Annotated in this window: 19 protein-coding genes; 12 read left to right on the top strand and 7 right to left on the bottom strand. The window is 72.5% G+C overall.

Annotated features, from left to right (window positions below; genetic code table 11):
* Positions 1-13 precede the first annotated feature (13 nt).
* Entirely contained in the window at positions 14-706 is a 693-nt protein-coding gene (locus ABZS37_RS07710; RefSeq protein WP_355166626.1) for an FCD domain-containing protein, read from the bottom strand.
* A 179-nt stretch (positions 707-885) separates the two neighbouring features.
* Between ABZS37_RS07710 and ABZS37_RS07705 the strand changes: the two genes are divergently transcribed.
* Positions 886-2,037 carry an MFS transporter gene (locus tag ABZS37_RS07705; RefSeq protein ID WP_355167070.1) on the top strand — a complete coding sequence of 384 codons (1,152 nt, stop codon included), beginning with the start codon at positions 886-888 and terminating at the stop codon, positions 2,035-2,037.
* Between the two features lie 13 nt (positions 2,038-2,050).
* Here ABZS37_RS07705 and ABZS37_RS07700 read toward each other — a convergent pair whose 3' ends face one another.
* Positions 2,051-2,407 (bottom strand): STAS domain-containing protein, encoded by a 357-nt coding sequence (locus ABZS37_RS07700; RefSeq protein ID WP_355166624.1) that lies wholly within the window; start codon positions 2,405-2,407, stop codon positions 2,051-2,053.
* 163 nt (positions 2,408-2,570) lie between these two features.
* Here ABZS37_RS07700 and ABZS37_RS07695 point away from each other — a divergent pair, with 163 nt between their 5' ends.
* The 6 genes from ABZS37_RS07695 to ABZS37_RS07670 are packed head-to-tail and all read left to right on the top strand — an operon-like array spanning position 2,571 to position 8,168.
* Positions 2,571-3,431, top strand: coding sequence for an STAS domain-containing protein (locus ABZS37_RS07695; protein ID WP_355166622.1), 861 nt, complete (start codon positions 2,571-2,573; stop codon positions 3,429-3,431).
* Positions 3,431-3,841, top strand: coding sequence for an STAS domain-containing protein (locus ABZS37_RS07690; protein ID WP_355166620.1), 411 nt, complete (start codon positions 3,431-3,433; stop codon positions 3,839-3,841). Before ABZS37_RS07695 ends, ABZS37_RS07690 begins: the two co-directional genes overlap by 1 nt.
* A complete protein-coding gene (locus ABZS37_RS07685; protein ID WP_355166618.1) occupies positions 3,838-4,257 on the top strand; it encodes an anti-sigma regulatory factor in 420 nt (139 codons plus the stop codon). The genes ABZS37_RS07690 and ABZS37_RS07685 overlap by 4 nt, the downstream gene beginning before the upstream one ends.
* A complete protein-coding gene (locus ABZS37_RS07680) occupies positions 4,254-5,267 on the top strand; it encodes a SpoIIE family protein phosphatase (RefSeq protein WP_355167068.1) in 1,014 nt (337 codons plus the stop codon). The genes ABZS37_RS07685 and ABZS37_RS07680 overlap by 4 nt, the downstream gene beginning before the upstream one ends.
* The gene (locus tag ABZS37_RS07675) at positions 5,264-6,625 is read left to right on the top strand and encodes a sensor histidine kinase (protein WP_355166616.1); all 1,362 of its coding nucleotides are present in this window, start codon (positions 5,264-5,266) and stop codon (positions 6,623-6,625) included. The genes ABZS37_RS07680 and ABZS37_RS07675 overlap by 4 nt, the downstream gene beginning before the upstream one ends.
* A 13-nt stretch (positions 6,626-6,638) precedes the next feature.
* A complete protein-coding gene (locus tag ABZS37_RS07670) occupies positions 6,639-8,168 on the top strand; it encodes a SpoIIE family protein phosphatase (RefSeq protein WP_355167066.1) in 1,530 nt (509 codons plus the stop codon).
* Between the two features lie 30 nt (positions 8,169-8,198).
* Here ABZS37_RS07670 and ABZS37_RS07665 read toward each other — a convergent pair whose 3' ends face one another.
* Complete coding sequence (locus ABZS37_RS07665; RefSeq protein ID WP_355166614.1) at positions 8,199-8,990, bottom strand: AraC family transcriptional regulator; 792 nt, start codon at positions 8,988-8,990, stop codon at positions 8,199-8,201.
* Between the two features lie 31 nt (positions 8,991-9,021).
* On the opposite strand from ABZS37_RS07665, the gene ABZS37_RS07660 reads away from it, so the two are divergent.
* The 4 genes from ABZS37_RS07660 to ABZS37_RS07645 all read left to right on the top strand — a co-directional run bounded on the left by ABZS37_RS07660 (position 9,022) and on the right by ABZS37_RS07645 (position 12,547).
* On the top strand, positions 9,022-9,600 hold the full coding sequence (locus ABZS37_RS07660) for a TIGR03086 family metal-binding protein (protein ID WP_355166612.1): 579 nt from the start codon (positions 9,022-9,024) through the stop codon (positions 9,598-9,600).
* A gap of 189 nt (positions 9,601-9,789) precedes the next feature.
* Positions 9,790-10,326 carry a PadR family transcriptional regulator gene (locus tag ABZS37_RS07655; protein WP_354992754.1) on the top strand — a complete coding sequence of 179 codons (537 nt, stop codon included), beginning with the start codon at positions 9,790-9,792 and terminating at the stop codon, positions 10,324-10,326.
* On the top strand, positions 10,323-11,024 hold the full coding sequence (locus ABZS37_RS07650) for an ABC transporter ATP-binding protein (protein ID WP_355166610.1): 702 nt from the start codon (positions 10,323-10,325) through the stop codon (positions 11,022-11,024). The genes ABZS37_RS07655 and ABZS37_RS07650 overlap by 4 nt, the downstream gene beginning before the upstream one ends.
* Positions 11,021-12,547: an FtsX-like permease family protein gene (locus ABZS37_RS07645; protein ID WP_355166608.1), complete on the top strand. Its 1,527-nt coding sequence runs from the start codon at positions 11,021-11,023 to the stop codon at positions 12,545-12,547. Before ABZS37_RS07650 ends, ABZS37_RS07645 begins: the two co-directional genes overlap by 4 nt.
* Before the next feature lie 14 nt (positions 12,548-12,561).
* Here the strand turns inward: ABZS37_RS07645 and ABZS37_RS07640 are convergent, their stop codons facing one another.
* Together ABZS37_RS07640 and ABZS37_RS07635 are read right to left on the bottom strand one after the other, a co-directional pair.
* Positions 12,562-12,741 carry a hypothetical protein gene (locus ABZS37_RS07640; RefSeq protein ID WP_355166606.1) on the bottom strand — a complete coding sequence of 60 codons (180 nt, stop codon included), beginning with the start codon at positions 12,739-12,741 and terminating at the stop codon, positions 12,562-12,564.
* 109 nt (positions 12,742-12,850) lie between these two features.
* A complete protein-coding gene (locus ABZS37_RS07635; RefSeq protein ID WP_355166604.1) occupies positions 12,851-14,947 on the bottom strand; it encodes a S9 family peptidase in 2,097 nt (698 codons plus the stop codon).
* A gap of 96 nt (positions 14,948-15,043) precedes the next feature.
* On the opposite strand from ABZS37_RS07635, the gene ABZS37_RS07630 reads away from it, so the two are divergent.
* Positions 15,044-16,402, top strand: a complete 1,359-nt coding sequence (locus ABZS37_RS07630) for an FAD-binding oxidoreductase (RefSeq protein WP_355166602.1) — start codon at positions 15,044-15,046, stop codon at positions 16,400-16,402.
* Here ABZS37_RS07630 and ABZS37_RS07625 read toward each other — a convergent pair.
* Both ABZS37_RS07625 and ABZS37_RS07620 read right to left on the bottom strand, forming a co-directional pair.
* Positions 16,385-16,507: a hypothetical protein gene (locus ABZS37_RS07625; protein WP_355166600.1), complete on the bottom strand. Its 123-nt coding sequence runs from the start codon at positions 16,505-16,507 to the stop codon at positions 16,385-16,387. The genes ABZS37_RS07630 and ABZS37_RS07625 overlap by 18 nt on opposite strands.
* 50 nt (positions 16,508-16,557) lie before the next feature.
* Positions 16,558-18,633, bottom strand: a complete 2,076-nt coding sequence (locus tag ABZS37_RS07620) for a SpoIIE family protein phosphatase (protein WP_355166598.1) — start codon at positions 18,631-18,633, stop codon at positions 16,558-16,560.
* Positions 18,634-18,644: the final 11 nt, after the last annotated feature.

Raw genomic sequence — 18,644 nt, 5'->3', positions numbered from 1 at the left:
TGTCCGGCACAACCTATGCCCCTCCGGCGGGCTCCAGAAAAGCGCCAGCTTCGATTGCCGCCTGACCCGGATCGCCGGCCCGGATCGCCTCGACCAGCCGGGTGTGGTCGACGTAGCGCTCGGGGGTGAGCGCGTCCCCCATCGCCTGGGCGACAGTGCTGCGCAGTGCGGCGCCGACCGAGCCGTACAGCTCGCCGAGCATGGCGTTGTGCGCGGCGGCGACCACCGCCGTGTGCAGTGCCGCGTCCGCCTCGACGAACGCGTCGATCCGACCGCCGTGCCAGGCGGCCTCGCGTTCGGCGAGCGCGTCGTCGAGCGCCGCCAGGTCCTCCGGTGTACGCCGCAGCGCGGCGAGCCGGGCGGCCTCCACCTCGAAGGCGCGGCGCACCTCGATGACCTCGGTCATCCGGTCGTCGCCGAGCTGGCGGGCCACCACCGGCGCCAGTTCGTCGGTGGACACCACGTAGGTGCCGGAGCCCTGCCGGCACTCCAGCACCCCGGCGTGCACCAGGGCGCGGACCGCCTCGCGGACCGTGTTGCGCCCGACGCCCAGCGCGGCGACCAGTTGCGGCTCGGTGGGAATGCGCCCGCCGACCGGCCACTCGCCGCCGAGGATCCGGGCGCGGAGCTGCTCGGTGGTCTGCCGGACCCGGTGGCCGCGGGGCGGCACCGGCGGCGCGGAGGGGAAATTAACCGACGGTGGCACTGGTTACATCACCGGTCCCAAATTCATCCCATGATTGTAGGTTAGAGGTCATGACCCCGCCACCAACGGCCGCCTCGGCGCCGCCCGCGCCCGTCGCCGTCGACTCTCGCCCGACGCGCGACCCCGGTACGGGCCGTCGCACCCACCCGGCGACGGGCGGTGCGCTCGTGCTGGTCGGGATGCTGCTGGTCGCGCTCAACCTGCGCGCCGTGGTGACGAGCCTCGGCGCCCTGCTCGACGAGGTGCGCGACGGGCTGGGCCTCTCCGGCGCCACCGCAGGTCTGGTCACCACCCTGCCGACCATCGCGTTCGCCGGCCTCGGCGCGCTCACCCCGTGGCTGGTCCGCCGGGTGGCCCCGGCCCGGGTGCTGGTGGTCGCCATGCTCGCCCTCGCCGTCGGCCAGGTGCTCCGGGTCGTCACCGACTCGACCTTGATCTTCGTGCTCACCAGCGCGTTGGCGCTGTCCGGCATCGCGGTCGCCAACATCCTGCTGCCGATGCTGGTCAAGCAGCACTTCCCGCATCGCACCGGCCTGGTCACCGGGGCGTACACGATGGCGTTGACCGTGGGCACGACGGTGGCCGCCGCCTCCGCGGTGCCGATCGCGCACGCCTTCGGGTCGTGGCGGGCCGGGCTCGGCATCTGGGCCGCGATGGCCGCGGTGGCCGTACTCCCATGGGTGCCGCTGGCGCTGCGGGCTCGCGCCGCCGCGCGGCGAGCGACCCCGACGGCGGTCGAGGTCGCACCGGCGCGGGTCCGGCCGGCGCGGACCCGGCTCGGCTGGGCGATGGCCGTCTACTTCGGGGCGCAGTCGCTCAGCGGGTACGCGATCATGGGCTGGCTGGCCCAGCTGTTCCGGGACGCCGGCTACCAGCCGGAGTCGGCCGGGCTGCTGCTCGCCGGGGTGACCGCGCTCGGTGTGCCGATCGCGCTGGTGATGCCCACCCTGGCCGGCCGACTGGGCAGCCTGCGCCCGCTGGTGCTCGGGCTGACCACCGCGTCGACACTGGCCTACCTGGGGTTGGCGCTCGCCCCACACGGTGCCGCGCTGCTCTGGGTCGCCCTGCTGGCGATCGGTCAGGGCGCGTTCCCGCTGATCCTGACCGCCATCGGTCTGCGCGCCCGCACCGCCGAGGGGACTGTCGCGCTCTCCGCGTTCGCGCAGAGCACCGGGTACGTGATCGCCGCCCTCGGCCCGCTGATGGTCGGCATCCTCTACGGGGCCACCGGCGGCTGGACCGCGCCGATCGGGTTCCTGCTGGGCGCCCTCGCCGTGCAGACGACGGCGGGCATGGCGATCGCTCGTCCCCGCTACGTCGAGGACGAGTGACGAACGGCAGCGGTCAGGAGGAGGCCGGAGTCGGTTCGCCGGCGACTGCCTCATCCACCGTCGGGTAGGTGTGCAGCACCTCGACCAGCCCGCTCACCTCAAGGATGCGCAGCACACCCCGCTGCGGGGCGGCCAGCCGCACGACGCCGTCGGCCTCGTCGCAGCTGTTCTTGGCGCGGACGAAGACCGACAGGCCGGTCGAGTCGCAGAACGAGACACCGGCCAGGTCGAACACCAGCCGGTTGCGGCCCTTGTCGAGCAGGTCGGTGATCTGATCCTGCAGCTGTGGCGCGGTGGCCATGTCGAGCTCGCCCCCGACCGACACGACGACCACGTCGCCGCGTTGTTCCGTGTGCACCGTCAAGGACATTCGCCAGACCTCCTGTTATCGGGGGAACGGTATCCCACGACCGGGGTCGAACGCAGAACGGGAGACGTGATCCGGTGGCCATCATCATTCCGTTGCTACGGGGCAAGTAGTCGGTCAGTCCCCGGTGATAGAGTCCGCCCGGTCCAGGTCAAGGGGGTTCGAAATGGCGTTGAGCACCGAGGAAAGTGGTCGACTCGTCGCGCTGCTCGGCGGGAAGGCCGACCGGGTCACGGCCCGGTGGACCGAGATCGTCACCAGTTCGTTGCGAGGCCGACTGAGCCAGGCCGAGCTGCGCCGGCAGGTCCAGGATCTGCACGGCGCCATCGTCGTCACCGGCGAGCAGGGCGACATCGACCTGACCGCCGACAACGCGGCCGAGTTGCGGGCCGCGCTCTCCGAGTTGTCCCGTGGTCGGGCCCGGCAGGGCTTCTCCGCCACCGAGACCACGATCAGCGTCTTCGCGCTGAAGGACGTGCTGGCCGAGCTGGTGCAGGAGGCCGGCGGCGCCAACGCGCTGCATGACTACGTCGCCTTCTCCAAGCTGATCGACGAGATGGGCCTGTTCACCTTCGAGAGCTTCGTGCGCACCCGGGAGAGCCTGATCGCCGATCAGGCCGAGCAGCTGCTCGAGCTCTCCACGCCGGTGGTCAAGCTCTGGGAGGGCGTGGTCGCCGTTCCGCTGGTCGGCACCCTGGACTCGGCTCGGGCCCAGGTGGTGATGGAGCGGCTGCTGCAGACCCTGGTCGACACCGGCTCTCCGTACGCGATCATCGACATCACCGGCGTCCCGGCGGTGGACACCCAGGTCGCCCAGCACATCCTGAAGACCGTGGTGGCCGCCCGGCTGATGGGTGCCGACTGCATCATCTCCGGCATCCGCCCGCAGATCGCGCAGACCATCGTCGCGCTCGGCATCGAATTCGGCGACATCGCCACCAAGGCGACCCTCGCCGACGCGCTGCGCCACGTGCTGCGCTCGGCCGGCGTGGAGAACGCCCGCCGACAGCCACGCCGGGATGCCTGATGGAACGGGTTCCGATCCTCAAGATCGGTGACATCCTGCTCGTCTCCATCCAGCTCGACATGTCCGACCAGACCGCGGTCGCGCTCCAGGAGGACCTCGCCGAGCGGATCGTGGACACCGGCTGCCACGGCGTCATCATCGACATCACCGCGCTGGACATCGTCGACTCCTTCGTCGGGCGGATGCTCTCCACCATCGCGTCGATCTCCAAGGTGCTCGACGCGGAGACGGTGGTGGTCGGTATGCGCCCCGCCGTCGCCATCACCCTTGTCGAACTAGGGCTGTCGCTGAACGGCATCCGTACCGCGCTGAACGTCGAGCGCGGCATGGAGCTGATCGCGGCGGCCCGCGCCGACGAGCTCGACTACCAGCTCGACGACGATCCGGACGTCGAGACGGCCACGCCGTGACCGCGGGCATCGACCTGGGCCACCCGCAGGCACAGGCGATCCGGAGCGACGAGGACGTGGTGCGCGTCCGGCAGTTGGTCCGTGCCGTGGCGGTGGCCGTCAAGCTGTCACTCGTCGACCAGACCAAGGTGGTCACCGCCGCGAGCGAGTTGGCCCGCAACACCCTGGTGTACGGCGGTGGCGGCGCGGTCGAGGTGACGACCGTGGACAACGGCCGACGCAAGGGCGTACGGATCGTCTTCGCCGACTCCGGGCCGGGCATCGCCGACCTCGACCTGGCCTTGACCGACGGCTACACCACCGGCGGCGGCCTCGGCCTCGGGCTCAGCGGGTCCCGCCGACTGGTCGACGATTTCGAGATCGAGACGTCTCCGGAGACCGGCACGCGCATCACGGTGACCAAGTGGTCCCGATGATCGGCGACCCGGTCACCGACAGTGGCATCTGGTTTCGGGTGGAGGCCGGCAGCGCGACGAGCGCCGTCCGGCGCGCCGCCGAACGCCTCGGTGCGCAGGTGGCGATCGGTGAGGCGCGCATCGCCGACCTGGCCATCGTCGCCGCCGAGCTGACCAGCAACCTGGTCAAGCACGCCGACGAGGGCGTCCTGCTGCTCCGGCCGGTACGTCGCGCCGGGGAAGCCGGCGTGGAGTTGGTGGCCATCGACTCCGGGCCGGGCATGGCCGACCTGACCGTGTCGTCCCAGGACGGGCACTCCACCACCGGCACGCTCGGCATCGGCCTGGGTGCCATCGTGCGGCAGGCCAGCTGGTTCGACGGATACTCGCTGCCCGACCGTGGCACCGTCCTCGCCGTGCAGGTCTGGCCGGCGGAGCCGGCGCGGCCGTCCTGGGCCGAGGCGCTCTCCCGGCCGCTGACCGGCGAAACGGTCAGCGGCGACGGCTACGCCGTCCGGGTCGCCGAGGGCCGGCACCAGGTGCTGGTCAGCGACGGGCTGGGGCACGGCCCGCTGGCCGCCGCCGCCACCGAGGCCGCGCTGGCCGCGTTCCGCAACGCTCCGGCCGGCCCACCCGCGGCAGTGGTCGGTCACCTGCACCGGAGCATGTCGCACACCCGTGGCTCCGCGCTCGCGGTCGCCGAGCTGGTGCCGGCGGCCGGTGTGCTGCACTACGCCGGCCTGGGCAACATCTCCGGCGTGGTCGTCGAGGGCGACGGCCAGCGCCGAGGGCTGGTGTCGCTGCCCGGCATCGCCGGCCACCAGCGGCCGACAATCCGGGAGTACGACTACCCGTTCGGTCCGGGTGCCCGGCTGGTGATGCACAGCGATGGGGTGGTCGACCGTTGGCGGTTGACCGACTACCCAGGCCTGGCGGAGCGATCCCCACTGGTGATGGCGGCGACACTCCTGCGCGACGCCGCTGTGCGACGCGACGACGCGTGCGTACTGGTGGCGAGGTCCTGGGCATGACCGGGGAGTCGGCCGCGCTGCCGCTGCTGCAGATGGCGCTGCGAGTCGAACAGGACATCTTCGTGATCCGCCAACGGGGCCGCGAGGTGGCCGCGGTGGTCGGCCTGGAACACCAGGACCAGGTTCGGATCGCCACCGCGCTCAGCGAGGTGGCCCGGGATCTGCTGCGGACGGCCGGGGGCGCGGACGTTTCCCTCCACGTCGACGCGGGTGCCGACGGCAGGTTCCACCTGCGCGCTGATCTGGCCCCGGTGGCCCCGCTGCCGGACGGTCGCTACCAGCCGCAGTCCGGCGCGGTGTCCCGACTGGTCGACACGTTGAGCGTGTCGACCGTCGACGGGGTTACGGTCGTGAGGATGTCCCGACGAGTCCCGGCCAACGCGCCCATGCCGACCCTGGAGCGGCTCGCCGAGTTCCGTGTCGAACTCGGCCGTACCGCGCCGGCCAGCGCGCTGGACGAGTTGACCGCGCAGAACGGGCAGCTCATCGCGGCACTCGACGAGGTGCGCAGCCAGCGCGACGAGCTGGCCGTGCTGAACGACGAGCTGGCCGAGACCAACCGCGGTGTGCTGGCGCTCTACAACCAGCTCACCGAGGAGTTGGAGGAGACCAACCGGGGCGTCGTCGCCCTGTACGCCGAATTGGACGGGAAGTCGGCCCAGCTGCGCGCGGCGAGCGAGTCGAAGAGCCGGTTCCTGGCCAACGTGAGCCACGAGCTGCGCGCCCCGGTCACCGCGATCATCGGGTTGGCGCGGTTGCTCTCCGACTCCGCCTCCGACCCGCTCACCGCCGAGCAGGCCCGCCAGGTCGGTCTGATCCGCTCCTCCGCCGCGGACCTGCTCGGGCTGGTCAACGAACTGTTGGACCTGGCCAAGGCGGAGTCCGGCCGGATCGAGCCGGACCTGGCGGACGTCGACCTGCGCCCGGTCTTCGGTCAACTGCGCGGCACGTTGCGCGCGCTGGCCACCCGCCCGGAGGTGGAGCTGGTGGTCGAGGAGCCGACCGCACCGGCCGTGCTGCGCACCGACGAGGTGCTGCTCGGCCAGGTGCTGCGCAACCTGCTGCACAACGGGTTGAAGTTCACCGAGCGCGGCGAGGTGCGACTGCGGGCCCGCCAGCACGACGACCGGTGGAACTTCGAAGTCAGTGACACCGGGCCCGGCATCACTGCCGACCTGCGCGAGCGGATCTTCGAGGAGTTCTATCAGGTGCCGGGGGCGACCCGGGTCGGCGGCACCGGCCTCGGCCTGCCGTACGCCCGTCGGTTGGTGACGCTGCTCGGCGGGACGCTGGAGTTGACCAGCGAGCCGGGCCGGGGCAGCACGTTCACAGTCTCCCTACCGACAGACCGGGTGTGACGGCGTGGAGGGCATGCCGGCGACCGTCCTGGTGGTCGATGACAGTCGTACCAAGCGTTACCTGCTGGTCAGCTGGCTGACCCGGGCCGGGTTCACCGTGCTGGAGGCGGAGAACGGCGCCGAGGCGATGGCCCGGGTCGAGGTGGACCGGATCGACCTGGTGGTGCTCGACGTCCGCCTGCCCGACGTCAGCGGCTACGAGGTCTGCGAACAGATCAAGGCGCGGCATCCGGCGATGCCGGTGATCCACGTGTCGGCGCACGCGGTGGACGTGGCCGACCGCGCTCAGGGGCTGACCCGGGGTGCGGACGCGTACCTGACCGAGCCGATCGAGCCAGAGGAGCTGATCGCCACCACGCGGGCGGTGTTGCGCTACTACCAGGCACGGCAGCGCGCCGAACTGCTCGCCGAGCGGCTGCTCGGGCTGGCCGACACGACCGTGGCGGTGCACGCCGCGCCGACCTTCGTACGCCTGCTGGAAGCCGCCGCCGAGGGCGCCGCGCAGATCTTCAAGAGCCCGGCGGCAGTGATCGCCGAGACGTTCGACGGTGACTGTCTCGCGGGGATCTGCGCCGGTCCGGGTGCGGAGGCCGCCGTGGTGCCGTGGGTCGTCGACGACACCGGAGTGCCGACCGGCGCCACGGTCCGGGTGGAGACCCCGGCGAACTGGGCGCTGGTCGACTGGCCGGCAGGCGACTCGGTGACGGTTGCCGCCGCCCGGCTGCGGGAGGACCGGGCTCCGCTGTATGTGGTGGTCCCGACCGTCACCCAGACCGCTCGGACCCCGGTGCTGGTGCAGCTCGCCCAGGCGGTGGCGGCGGCGGTGGAGGGGCAGCGCTCGTTCGACGAGGAGCACCGGATCGCGGTCACCCTTCAGCGCAGCCTGCTCCCGCGTGGGCTGCCCACCGTGGTTGGGCTGGACCTCGCGGTGCGCTACGAGCCGGCCAGCGCGCAGACCGAGGTGGGCGGCGACTTCTACGAGTTGGTGATGCTCGACGGGCACCTGCTGCTGGCGATCGGCGATGTGGCCGGCCACTCGCTGCACGCGGCGACCGTGATGGCCGAGCTGCGGCACGCGGTGCGGGCGTACGCGGTCGAGGGCCACCAGCCCGGCGAGATTCTGCACCGGGTCAACGAGCTGATGCGGACACTGCTGCCCAACGAGCTGGCCACGCTCTGCGTACTGCTGCTGCACCCGTCGACCGGGCGGGTCCGGCTGGCCAGCGCGGGGCATCTTCCGCCGGTGCTCACCATGGACGGCAAGGTCGAATTCGTGCAGCACTCGGCGCCGTTGCTCGGCGTCCGGGCGCCTCGCCCGGCCGACCTGGAGTTCGTGCTGCCGGCCGGGGCCACGCTGGTGTTCTATACCGACGGGCTGATCGAGCGACGGGACGCCACAATCGACGAGGGGCTGGCGGCGCTCGCCGCGATCTCCGTCGCGGTCGACGACGACCTGGACCGGTTCTGCGCCCGGCTGCTGGTGGAGCTGGCTCCGCCGGAGATCCAGGACGACGTCGCGGTGGTCGTGCTGCGCCGCCGCTGAGCCGGTGTCGGCGGCAGTGCCCGGCTGGCGTCAGTGCACCGAGCGGGCGTACGCGGCTGGTGACACCCCGGCGACGGCGGTGAAGTCGCGAACCAGGTGGGCCTGATCGCTGTAGCCAAGGTCGGCGGCGAGATCCGCCCAGTTCAGCGGGCCACCGGCGGCCTGTTCGACGGCCTCCTGGAGCCGGTAGCGGCGGATCACCCACTTCGGCCCGACCCCCACGTACTCCGTGAAGAGCCGTTGCAACCGGCGGACCGGAAGGTCGTGCCGCGCGGCGAAGTCGTCGACGCGCAGCACTGACCGGTCGGTACGGATCGCCTCGGCCAGCCGGGCGACCTCGTCGGCCATCGCGTCCGGCTGCGGTTGCCAGGCGGTGAGCAGGGCGTCCAACGCGCGGCAGCGCTCGTCGTCGGTGCCCGCGCACACCGGGGAGTCGGGGAGTGTCAGCCGGCCGGTGGGCAGCGGCACCCGGCACCCGGTCAGCTCGGTGACCGGCTGCCGCCAGAACGCGTGGAAGCCACCGGGGCGGAACTGCACCCCACACACCCGGCCGGTGCCGGTCAGCGTGATCCGGAACAGATCGCGGCCCACCCCGGCCACCTCGCCGGACTCGGGCCCGTCGCCGTCACGCCGGAACACCACGTTCACCGCCGGGTGCGGCACGACCCGCTGCTCGAACGGTGTGCTCAACACCCAGTCGATCAACCAGTAGTGCTCGACCCACGGGCGTAGCGACTCCACCGGCAGGTGCCGACGGAAGCGGACCTCGCGCAGCATGCGCCCGGGGTCGAGAATTCCCCGGCTGTCGCCACGCTGTCGCATTCTTTCAAGACCACCCTCATACGCTGGCCCTATGACCACTCAGACTAGCGACCTGCTGGCGGCTGCCGCGCCGCGAACCGTCGATGTGGTGCGTGGCATCGCCGACGACCAGCTCGACCTGCCCACGCCCTGCCACGACTATGTGGTCCGTGACCTGCTCAATCACCTTTTCGAGGTGGTGGCCAACTTCCGGGATCTGGCCGTGAAGCGACCGGTGGAGTGGGCCGAGAAGCCCGACCACCTGGACGACGGCTGGCGGGACCGGTTCGAGGCGGAAACTGGCCGGTTGGTCGCCGCCTGGTCGGACCCGTCCACGCTGGAGGGGGTGTCCCGGGGCATGGGCATGCCGCAGACCGTCATTGGCGGCATGGCTCTGCTGGATCTGACCGTGCACGGCTGGGACCTCGCCGTCGCCACGGGCCAGCCCTACCAGCCGGCCCCGGAGGCGGTGGCCGAGCTGCACGGGCTGGTGGAGCAGCTGGGCCCCAACGCCCGCAAGATGGGCATCTTCGCCGACCCAACCCCAACCCCAACCCCAACCACCCCGACCCCCGATCTGGCCCACCTCCTCTCCCAAACCGGCCGCACCCCAACCTGGCCCACCCCCTAACGACCCCCCACCCCCCGGATCCCGCCGGCCCTCCGGACCCCCCTTCCCGGTTGATCATGAAGTTATTGCGCGCCCGTCCGGCGTGTCGTGGCAATAACTTTATGATTAACGGCGGGTGAGGGCGGGTGGGGTGCGGTGGGGTGGCGTGGGTTGTTGACTTGGGTATTCGCTCAGTGAATAGTGGAATGCGTGTCTACGCCGCATGTTCTGCTTGGGCTGTTGGCTGGTGGAAGCCGGCACGGCTATGAGCTCAAGCGTGCGCATGACGAGCGGCTGCCCCGGGCTCGGCCGCTGGCCTTCGGGCAGGTCTACGCCACTCTCGGCCGCCTGGAACGCGACGGCCTGGTGGCCGCTGCCGGGCAGGGTCGCGCGGCCGGGCCGGATCGCACGGCGTACGCGCTGACCGGCGAGGGGCGGGCCACGCTGGACCAGTGGCTGTCCACCGTGGAACCACCCATGCCGTACGTGGCCAGCACGCTCTTCGCCAAGGTCGTGGTGGCGCTCCTGGTCGCCGACGTCGACCGGGCCCGGTCCTACCTGATCGCCCAGCGCACCGCGCACACCGCGCGGCTGCGTGAGCTGACCGCGGTCAAGACCGACCCGGCCGCCACCCTCAGCGACGTGGTCGCGGCCGACTTCGCGATCGCCCACCTCGACGCGGATCTGCGGTGGCTGCACGCCACCCTGGGCCGGGTCGCCGACTGGCACCGGGAGGTGCATCCGTGACGCAACTCCAGGCTCGCGGCGTGGTTCGGGCGTACGGCCCGACACCCGCGCTGCGCGGTGTGACGCTCGACGTGGCCGAGGGCGAGATCGTCGCCGTCACCGGTCCGAGCGGCTGCGGCAAGTCGACCCTGCTGCACTGCCTGGCCGGGATCCTCCGGCCGGACGTCGGCGAGGTCACCTGGCGCGGGCACCGCATCGACACCTGGTCGGAGGCGGCCCGTTCCCGGCTACGGCGCACCGAGTTCGGGGTGCTGTTCCAGTTCGGCCAACTGGTCGCCGAGCTGACCGCCGCGGAGAACGTCGCCCTGCCCCTGCTCCTCGCCGGCACGGGGCGGCGAGAGGCGCGGGCGGCGGCGCTCACCTGGCTGGATCGGTTCGGCGTGGCGGAGCTGGCCGACCTCCGGCCGGGTGAGATGTCCGGCGGTCAGCAGCAGCGGTGCGCCACGGCTCGGGCGCTGGTCACCGAGCCCTGGGTGCTCTTCGCCGACGAGCCGACCGGGGCTCTGGACACGCTCACCGGCGAGCAGGTGCTCACCCAGTTGGTCCGGCTCGCCCGTGAGCAGCGCACCGCCGTCGTGCTGGTCACCCACGAGCCGCGGATCGCCGCGTACGCCGATCGGGAGATCGTGCTGCGCGACGGCCTGGTGGACCACACCGGCCTGGGGCTCGATGTGCCGCTGGCCGGCGGCGCCCGGTGAGACCGACGACGCTGGTCCGGCTCGCGCTGGCCGGCACCCGCACCGACACCGCCCGGGTGGTGCTCACCGCGCTCAGCGCCCTGCTGGCGACCCTGGCCGGGCTCGCGGCGCTCACCGTGCTGGCCATCGAGAAACCGGCCGGTGACGCCTGGGCGCAGTCCGAGCAGTACCGCAACGCGTTGCTGCGGGAGCCCGGATTGCGCGGCGGGACGGCGTTCGCGCTGGTGATGCTGATGATTCCGGTGCTGGCGCTGGCCGGCCAGTGCGCCCGGCTCGGCGCGCCAGCGCGGGACCGCCGGCTGGCCGCGCTCCGGCTGGCCGGCGCCACTCCCGGCCAGGTCACCCGGCTGGTGGTGCTGGAGACCGGCGTGGCCGCCCTGCTCGGCACGCTCGTCGGGCTGGGCGCCTACCTGGTCGGTCGCGAGCTGCTGCACCGACCGGACGAGCGCGGTCAACTGGCCCTGCCCACCGACGTGCTGCCGTCGACCGGCGCACTGACCGCGGTGGTGCTTGGTCTGCCGGTCGTCGCGGCACTGGCCACTGCCCTGATGCTGCGTACGGTCACCATGAGCCCGCTCGGGGTCAGCCGCAAGGCCGTCCGCGAGCGCGGTCCGCGGCCGTGGGCCGGGCTCCTGATCGGGTTGGGCGTGGCCTCGTTCGCAGTGGTCCGTCCGGTGATGTCCAGCTTGGACGGCAACGATGAAGTGCTGGGCTGGCTGGTGCCGCTGTTGTACGTGGCGGGTGGGTTCGCGGCGATGATCGGGGTGGTGATCGGCACCGGCTGGATCTCGTACACCTGCGGGCGGTTGTTGCGTCGGCACGCCCGCCGTCCCGCGGCCCTGCTCGCGGCGGGCCGGCTGATGGCCGACCCGTGGGCGGGCAGCCGCACGTTCGCGGCCCTGCTCGCGGCCCTGATCTTCGGTGGCGGGGCGGCCGCGCAGCGCGCCTACTTCGCGACCCAGGACCAGCTCGACCGGGAGCAGAGTCGGCTCGCCGGGGTGGACGGGGGTGGCGCCGACCCGTTCTACCTGTCCACCATGGATCTGGTCGACGCGGCGGTCGCGGTGGCCATCCTGATCGCGGCGGGCGGGCTGATCGTCGCGCTGGTCGAGGGGATCGTCGCCCGTCGGCGCGCGTACGCCGCGCTGGTCGCCACCGGGGTGCCCCGCGCCACGCTGAGCCGCTCGGTGGCCTGGCAGGCGTTGGCCCCGGCGGTGCCGGCGATCCTGCTCGCGCTCACTGTGGGCACGCTGCTCGGCCAAGGGCTCTTCCGGGAGGTGTCGACGGGCGTATCGTCGAGGGAGATCTGCGAGGCCACGGCCGCGCTGTGTGACGACCCGGCGACCCGCGACCAGTACACCCGTATCGTCTACACCCCCGAGATTGTGCGAGCCATCCCCGTACCCCTGGAGCAGTTGGCCTGGCTCGGCGCCGCTGCGTTGGTCGCGGTGCTGGTGACGGTCGGCGTCGGCCTGCTCTTCCTGCGCGCCAGCACGGCGCTGGACGAGCTGCGCACGACCTGAGCACGGGTGACTGGTCAGGTCGGGGCGTGGAAGAGGCCGGCGGACCAGGAGATCAACAGGCCGACGGCCGCGGAGCAGCAGCAGACGAGCAACGCGGCGGCGACCACCCCGAGGATCATCCACCCGGACATGCGGCGGGCCGCACCCGGCGTGTCGGTCCCCGATCCGTCCCGATCGCCGGCCTCGTCGCTCACGCCGGAAGTCTAGGTGGGCTGATCGCGCAGTTCCCTGGAAGTAGTGGCCTCGACGGACGACTGAGGCCACTACTTCCAGGATCGAGCGCGATCATGCACACCTGACGGGTCAGGCGCGGCCGATACGGTCCAGGATCCAGGCGTTGATGAACGCCTCCTCGCGCCAGGCGTCGTAGCGACCGCTCGGGCCACCGTGCCCGGCACCCATCTCGGTCTTGAGCAGGTAGTCGCCGCTCGGGGCGACCGCCCGCAGCCGGGCGACCCACTTCGCCGGCTCCGAGTAGAGCACCCGCGTGTCGTTGAGACTGGTCACCGCGAGGATCGCCGGATAGTCCACCGCGGCCACGTTCTCGTACGGCGTGTAGGACTTCATGTACGCGTACACCTCGGGGTCCTCCAGTGGGTTGCCCCACTCCTCCCATTCGGTGACGGTCAGCGGCAGCGACGGGTCGAGGATCGACGTGAGCGCGTCCACGAACGGCACCTGCGCCACGATCCCGGTGAACGCGTCCGGGGCGAGGTTGGCCACCGCGCCCATCAGCAGGCCGCCGGCCGAAGCGCCCCGGGCGACCAGCCGGTCGCTTGCCGTCCAGCCGGCCTTCACCAGGTGCCGGGCGCAGGCGACGAAGTCGGTGAAGGTGTTCTTCTTGGCCAGCAGCTTGCCCTGGTCGTACCAACGCCGGCCCAGCTCACCGCCGCCCCGGGTGTGCGCCACCGCGAAGACCACGCCCCGGTCCAGCAGGGACAGCCGGGCCACCGAGAACCACGGGTCCATGCTGGCCTCGTACGAGCCGTAGCCGTACAGCTCGCAGGGCGCCGAGCCGTCCCGGGGCGTGCCGACGCGGCAGACCAGCGAGATCGGCACCCGCGTCCCGTCGTCGGCGAGCGCCCAGTCACGGTGCTGCTCGTACTCGGCCGGGTCGTACGGTCGCCCGTCCGGACCGGGCAGCACCGGCTTCTGCTTGCGCAGCACCATCTGCCGGGTGACCAGGTCGAAGTCGTACACCGAGTCGGGGGTGATCAGCGAGGAGTAGCGCAAACGGACCTGCCCGGTGCGGTACTCCGGGTTGGCGTCCAGCCCGACGCTGTACAGCGGCTCGGGGAAGTCGATGTCGTACCCGTCGTCGCTGCCCACCGGCAACACCCGCAGCCCGGTGAGCCCGTCGGTGCGCAGCGAGACCACCAGGTGGTTGGCGAAGGCGTCGACGGCCTCCAGCCGGGTGCCGGGGGTGTGCTCGATCAGCGGCACCCAGTCGCCCGGCACGTCCGCCGAGGTGAAGGCCAGCGCGAAGTCCTCCGCGCCATCGTTGTGCAGGATCAGGAAACGGTGGCCGTGGTGCTCCACCGCGTACTCGATGCCCTGGCGGCGGGGTGCGATCACGGCCGGCGCGCCGGCCGGGTTGCCGGCGGGGATCACCAGCACCTCGCTGGTCACCTTGCTGTGGATGTCGATCAGGATGAACTTCTCCGACCGGGTCAGCTCCACGCCCACCCAGAACCGCTCGTCGTCCTCCTGGTGGACCACCACGTCGTCGGCGGCTGCCGAGCCGACGGTGTGCCGCCAGACCCGGTTCGGCCGCCAGGCGTCGTCGACCGTCACGTAGAACAGCACCGAGGCGTCGACTGACCAGGCGGTGCCGTAGAACGTGTCCGGGACCTCGTCCGGCAGCAACTCGCCGGTGGTCAGGTCCTTCACTCGCAGGGTGAAGCGCTCATCGCCGGAGAAGTCGGTGGAGTAGGCCAGCCAGCGACCGTCGGGGCTGACGTCGAACGCGCCCAGCGAGAAGAAGTCGTGCCCCTCGGCCAGCAGGTTGCCGTCGAGCAGCACCTCCTCGCCGTCGAGCGGGGCACCCTCCGCGCTGACCGGCGGCTCGGTCTCACCGTCGCGGACCGCGCGCCGGCACTGCACCCCGTACTGCTGGCCCTCGACCGTCCGGGTGTAATACCAGTGCCCGCCCTTGCGGGTCGGCACGGACAGATCGGTCTCCCTGGTGCGCCGGCGGGTCTCCTCGAACAACTCGGCGCGCAGCTCGGTCAGGTGCGCCGTTCGCGCGTCGGTGTACTCGTTCTCGACGGTCAGGTAGGCGATCGTCTCCGGGTCGTCCTTGGCGGCGAGCCAGGCGTACTCGTCGACGACGGTGTCGCCATGGTGGGTGCGCTCGCTGGGCACCCGCTTCGCCGCGGGCGGGGCAGTCTCGGTGGTCACGGCGGCCACGTTACCGGCCGGCCCCCGCTGTAGGCCGGACCAGCGGCATCCCAATAGCAACCACGAGGGCATTCGAACACATGTACGATGGCCGGCATGGCGGCAGCAGCAAGTTCCCTCGGCCGGTCCGGAGCCCTCGAGATCACCCGGCGGTTGGCGGCGATCTGCGGCCCGCCGTTCTCCCGCATGGCCGGGCCGGCCGACGAGGTGGCGGGGCGTCCGGCGCGCTGGGTGGCGGTGCCGGGCGGCCCGCACGCCGCTGCCGAGGTGCTGCGGCTGGCCGCCGCGCACGATCTGGCGGTGGTGCCCCGGGGTGCCGGCACGAAGATCGACTGGGGTGCCACGCCCGTCCAGGTCGACATCATGCTCGACACCGGCCGGCTGGCCGGCATCGGTCACGAGCCGGTCGGCGCGCTGGTGACCGAGGTGGGGGCCGGCACACCGCTGCGGGCGGTGCAGGCCACGCTGGAGCGCACCGGGCAGCGGCTGGCGATGGACGCCCCGTCACCCGGCGCGACCCTGGGTGGGGTGCTCGCCGCCGGCGAGGCCGGCCCGCTGCGCTACCGCCACGGCAGCCCCTGTGACCAACTGCTCGGTGTCCGCTACCTCGGTGCTGACGGTGAGCTGGTCAGCGCCGGGGGAGGCGCGCCCGGGCTCGACCTGGCCCGGCTGCTCTGCGGCTCCCAGGGTGCGCTCGGCGTGCTGGTCTCGGCAAGTCTGCGGGTGCAGCCGGTGCCGGCGAGCCGACTCTGGGTGTCCCGCCCGGTGTGGACGCCACTGGAGGTGCACGACCTGATCCGGACGATCCACGCCGCCCGGCTGGAGCCGGCGGCCATCGAGCTGGACCTGCCCGGAGGCACGCCCCGGCCGCGTACGCCGTACCCGCCCGGCCACCCGGCCGCCACCGCCCGTGAGCGTCACCCGTCGATGTCCGGCCGGGCCGGTGTCCCGTCCCGAGCGGGCAGCCTGGTGGTGCTGCTGGAGGGCGGCCCCGCCGACGTCACCGAACGCGCCGAGCGTCTCGTCGGTCTGCTGCACGGGGAGGCGACCGTCGCGCACTCCGCGCCGCCGTGGTGGCGCCGTTACCCGTTCGCGCCCGGCGACACGGCGCTGCGCCTGGAGGTGCCGATCGGCGACCTGCACGCCGCCGTCTACGCCCTGCGCGACGCGGCCGGCGCCCCGGTGCCGGTGCGAGGGTCCGCCGGGCTGGGCGTGGTGCACGCGGCGCTGTCCGGAGCGCTGGCTCCCGATCGGGTGGCGTCCATCCTGGCCGCCGTGCGAGGGGTGCTGCTGGCCCGGCAGGGCCGCTGCGTGGTCGTCTCCGCCCCGGCGGCGGTCCGCCAGGCGGTCGACCTCTGGGGCGAGCTGGCCGGCCTCGCCCAACTGCGAGCGGCCAAGGAGCACCTCGATCCGGAGCACCGGCTCGCCCCCGGGCGCCTACCTGGCGGCCTCTGACGCCAGCAGCACGGCGAGGAACGCGCCAACGGTGGCCAGCTGCGCGGTGCTCAACGCACGGACCACTGGCTGGGAGTACGGCGTGGCCTGCGCGACACGCGACATGACCGTCAATCTACCGAGCAGACCCGAAATTCGGGGGCCGCGTGCGGCGGTCAGGTCGCGTCGTTGCGCAGCACCAGGATGGCGATGTCGTCCCGGGGTGGCTCGACCGAGAAGTTGATCGCGGCGGCGCGCAGCCGAGCGGCCACCACGTCGGCTGAATACCCGGCCAGAGGTGCGGCGGCGTCCCGCAGCCGGTCGGTGCCGAACAGCTCCCGGCCGCGCCGCCGCTCGGTGACGCCATCGGTGTAGAAGATCAGCGAATCGCCCGCCGCGAGCGTGATCTCCGCCGTCGGCGAGGTGATCGTGTCGAGCAGGCCGAGCGCGGTGCCGCCGGTGCCCACGAACCCGGCGCCGCCCGCACCGGCCAGCAGCACCGGGCGGTCGTGCCCGGCCAGGTGCAGCGACACCTCCAACTGGTCGCCCTCACCCGGCCCGACCGCCGCCAGTGCCAACGTGCAGTACCGCCCGCCACCTCGCTCGACCAGCGTCTCGTTGAGCCGCGCCAGCGCCTCCGGCAACGGTTTGCCGTCACCGACGAGCACCCGGATCACGTCCCGGACCAGCCCGGTCACCGCGGCGGCCTGGACACCCTTGCCCGAGACGTCACCGATCACCACCAGCCAGCGCCCGTCGGGCAGCGGCACCACGTCGTAGAAGTCGCCCCCCACCTCCGCGTCGTCACCGGTCGGGACGTACTCGGCGGCGAAGCCGATCCCGTCCACCAGCGGCAGCACCGGCGGCAGCAGGGACTGCTGGAGTGTCTGCGCCACGCGGCGGCGCTCGGCGTGGATCCGGGCGTTCTCGATGGCCAGCGCGGCCCGCCGGGCCACGTCCTCCAACACCGCCATCTCGTCCGGGTCGTGCCGGTGCCGCTGGTGCCGCCCCACCGCCAGGGTGCCGAGCCGCTGCCCACGCGCGATCAGCGGGACCGCGAAACCCTCCATCGGCCCGCCCAGGGGGATCTGCGCCGCGTTGCGGGACGCCTCGCGCAGGCGGGCCTGGATCGAATCCGGCCCGGTCTCCGCCAGCACCTTGTGCAGCTGCGGCAGCACCGACTCGTCGGCGTGGCTGGCCGCCGCCAGTTTGAGCCGGCCCCACTCGTCGGTGGTGTGCACCGCGCACCACTGACCGAGCCGCGGCACCACCAGCTGCGGGACCAGCGCCATGGTCAGCTCGACGTCCAACGACTGGGCGAGCAGTTCGCTCGCCTCGGCAAGGAAGGTGAGCCACACCTGGCGGCGAAGGTCGGCCCTGCGCAGCCGGTCGTTCTCCAGGTGCAGCGACAGCCGCTCGGCGGTGAGCACCGCCAACGGCCGGGCGTACGCCGACGGTGCGGCGTCCAACTCCAGCTCCCCGGCGTACGGGCGGTGCACGGTCAGCGGCACCCGGAGCAGCTCAGTGCCGGGGCGGGGCGGTCGGCCGAAGCGGGCCAACACCTGACGGCCCTGCCCGTCGCCCCGGTCGAGGCGGATCGTGCCGCCAGCCGCGCCCACCATCTCCGCGACCCGGCTGAGCAGGCTGGTGGCGAAGTCGGGCAGCGGGTCGTCCGCGTACAGGTCGGGGGTGGTTTGCATGAGTTCGCTCATCGCGCTGGCGCTCGGCGCGGAGCTGTCGGTGCTCCCATGAGGGTCGGCGCTGGCCGGTGACGACTCGCCACCGACGGTGCCCTCGGCCGGCGGGTCGGCGCCGGGGCGGTCCAGCCGGAACCAGACGCCCTTCCCGGTGGGCAGGTACGTGGTGCCCCAGCGGCTGGCGAAGTGGTCGACCAGCAGAAGCCCTCGACCCCGCTCGGAGACCTCGTTGATCTCGGTGGAGTCGTTGCGGGTCCCGACGGTCAGCTCGTCGCCCGAGCCGGGTGCGAAGTCGGAGACGGTGACGGTCAGCCCGATCTCGTCGGCGACGACCTCGATGTCCAACTCGGTGCGGGCGTGTTCGACGGCGTTGGTGGTCAGCTCGGTGGTGAGCAGCAGGGCCTCGTTGGCCAGCTCGTCCAGGTGTGACTCGGTCAGCACCGAGCGGACCACGGCGCGGGCGGCGGCGGGCGTACGGCGGTCTGCGGGCAGGCGGACGCGCCGGACCGCCCCGTCCCGGGCCCCGGCCGTCGCGGGCCCCGCCTCGGCTGACACCCCCGTATCCT

The sequence above is a fragment of the Micromonospora sp. NPDC005413 genome (assembly GCF_040606435.1).
Classification (GTDB): domain Bacteria; phylum Actinomycetota; class Actinomycetes; order Mycobacteriales; family Micromonosporaceae; genus Micromonospora.
The sequence above is the reverse complement of the archived record's forward strand: the minus strand, read 5'-3'. Positions and strand labels throughout refer to the sequence as shown.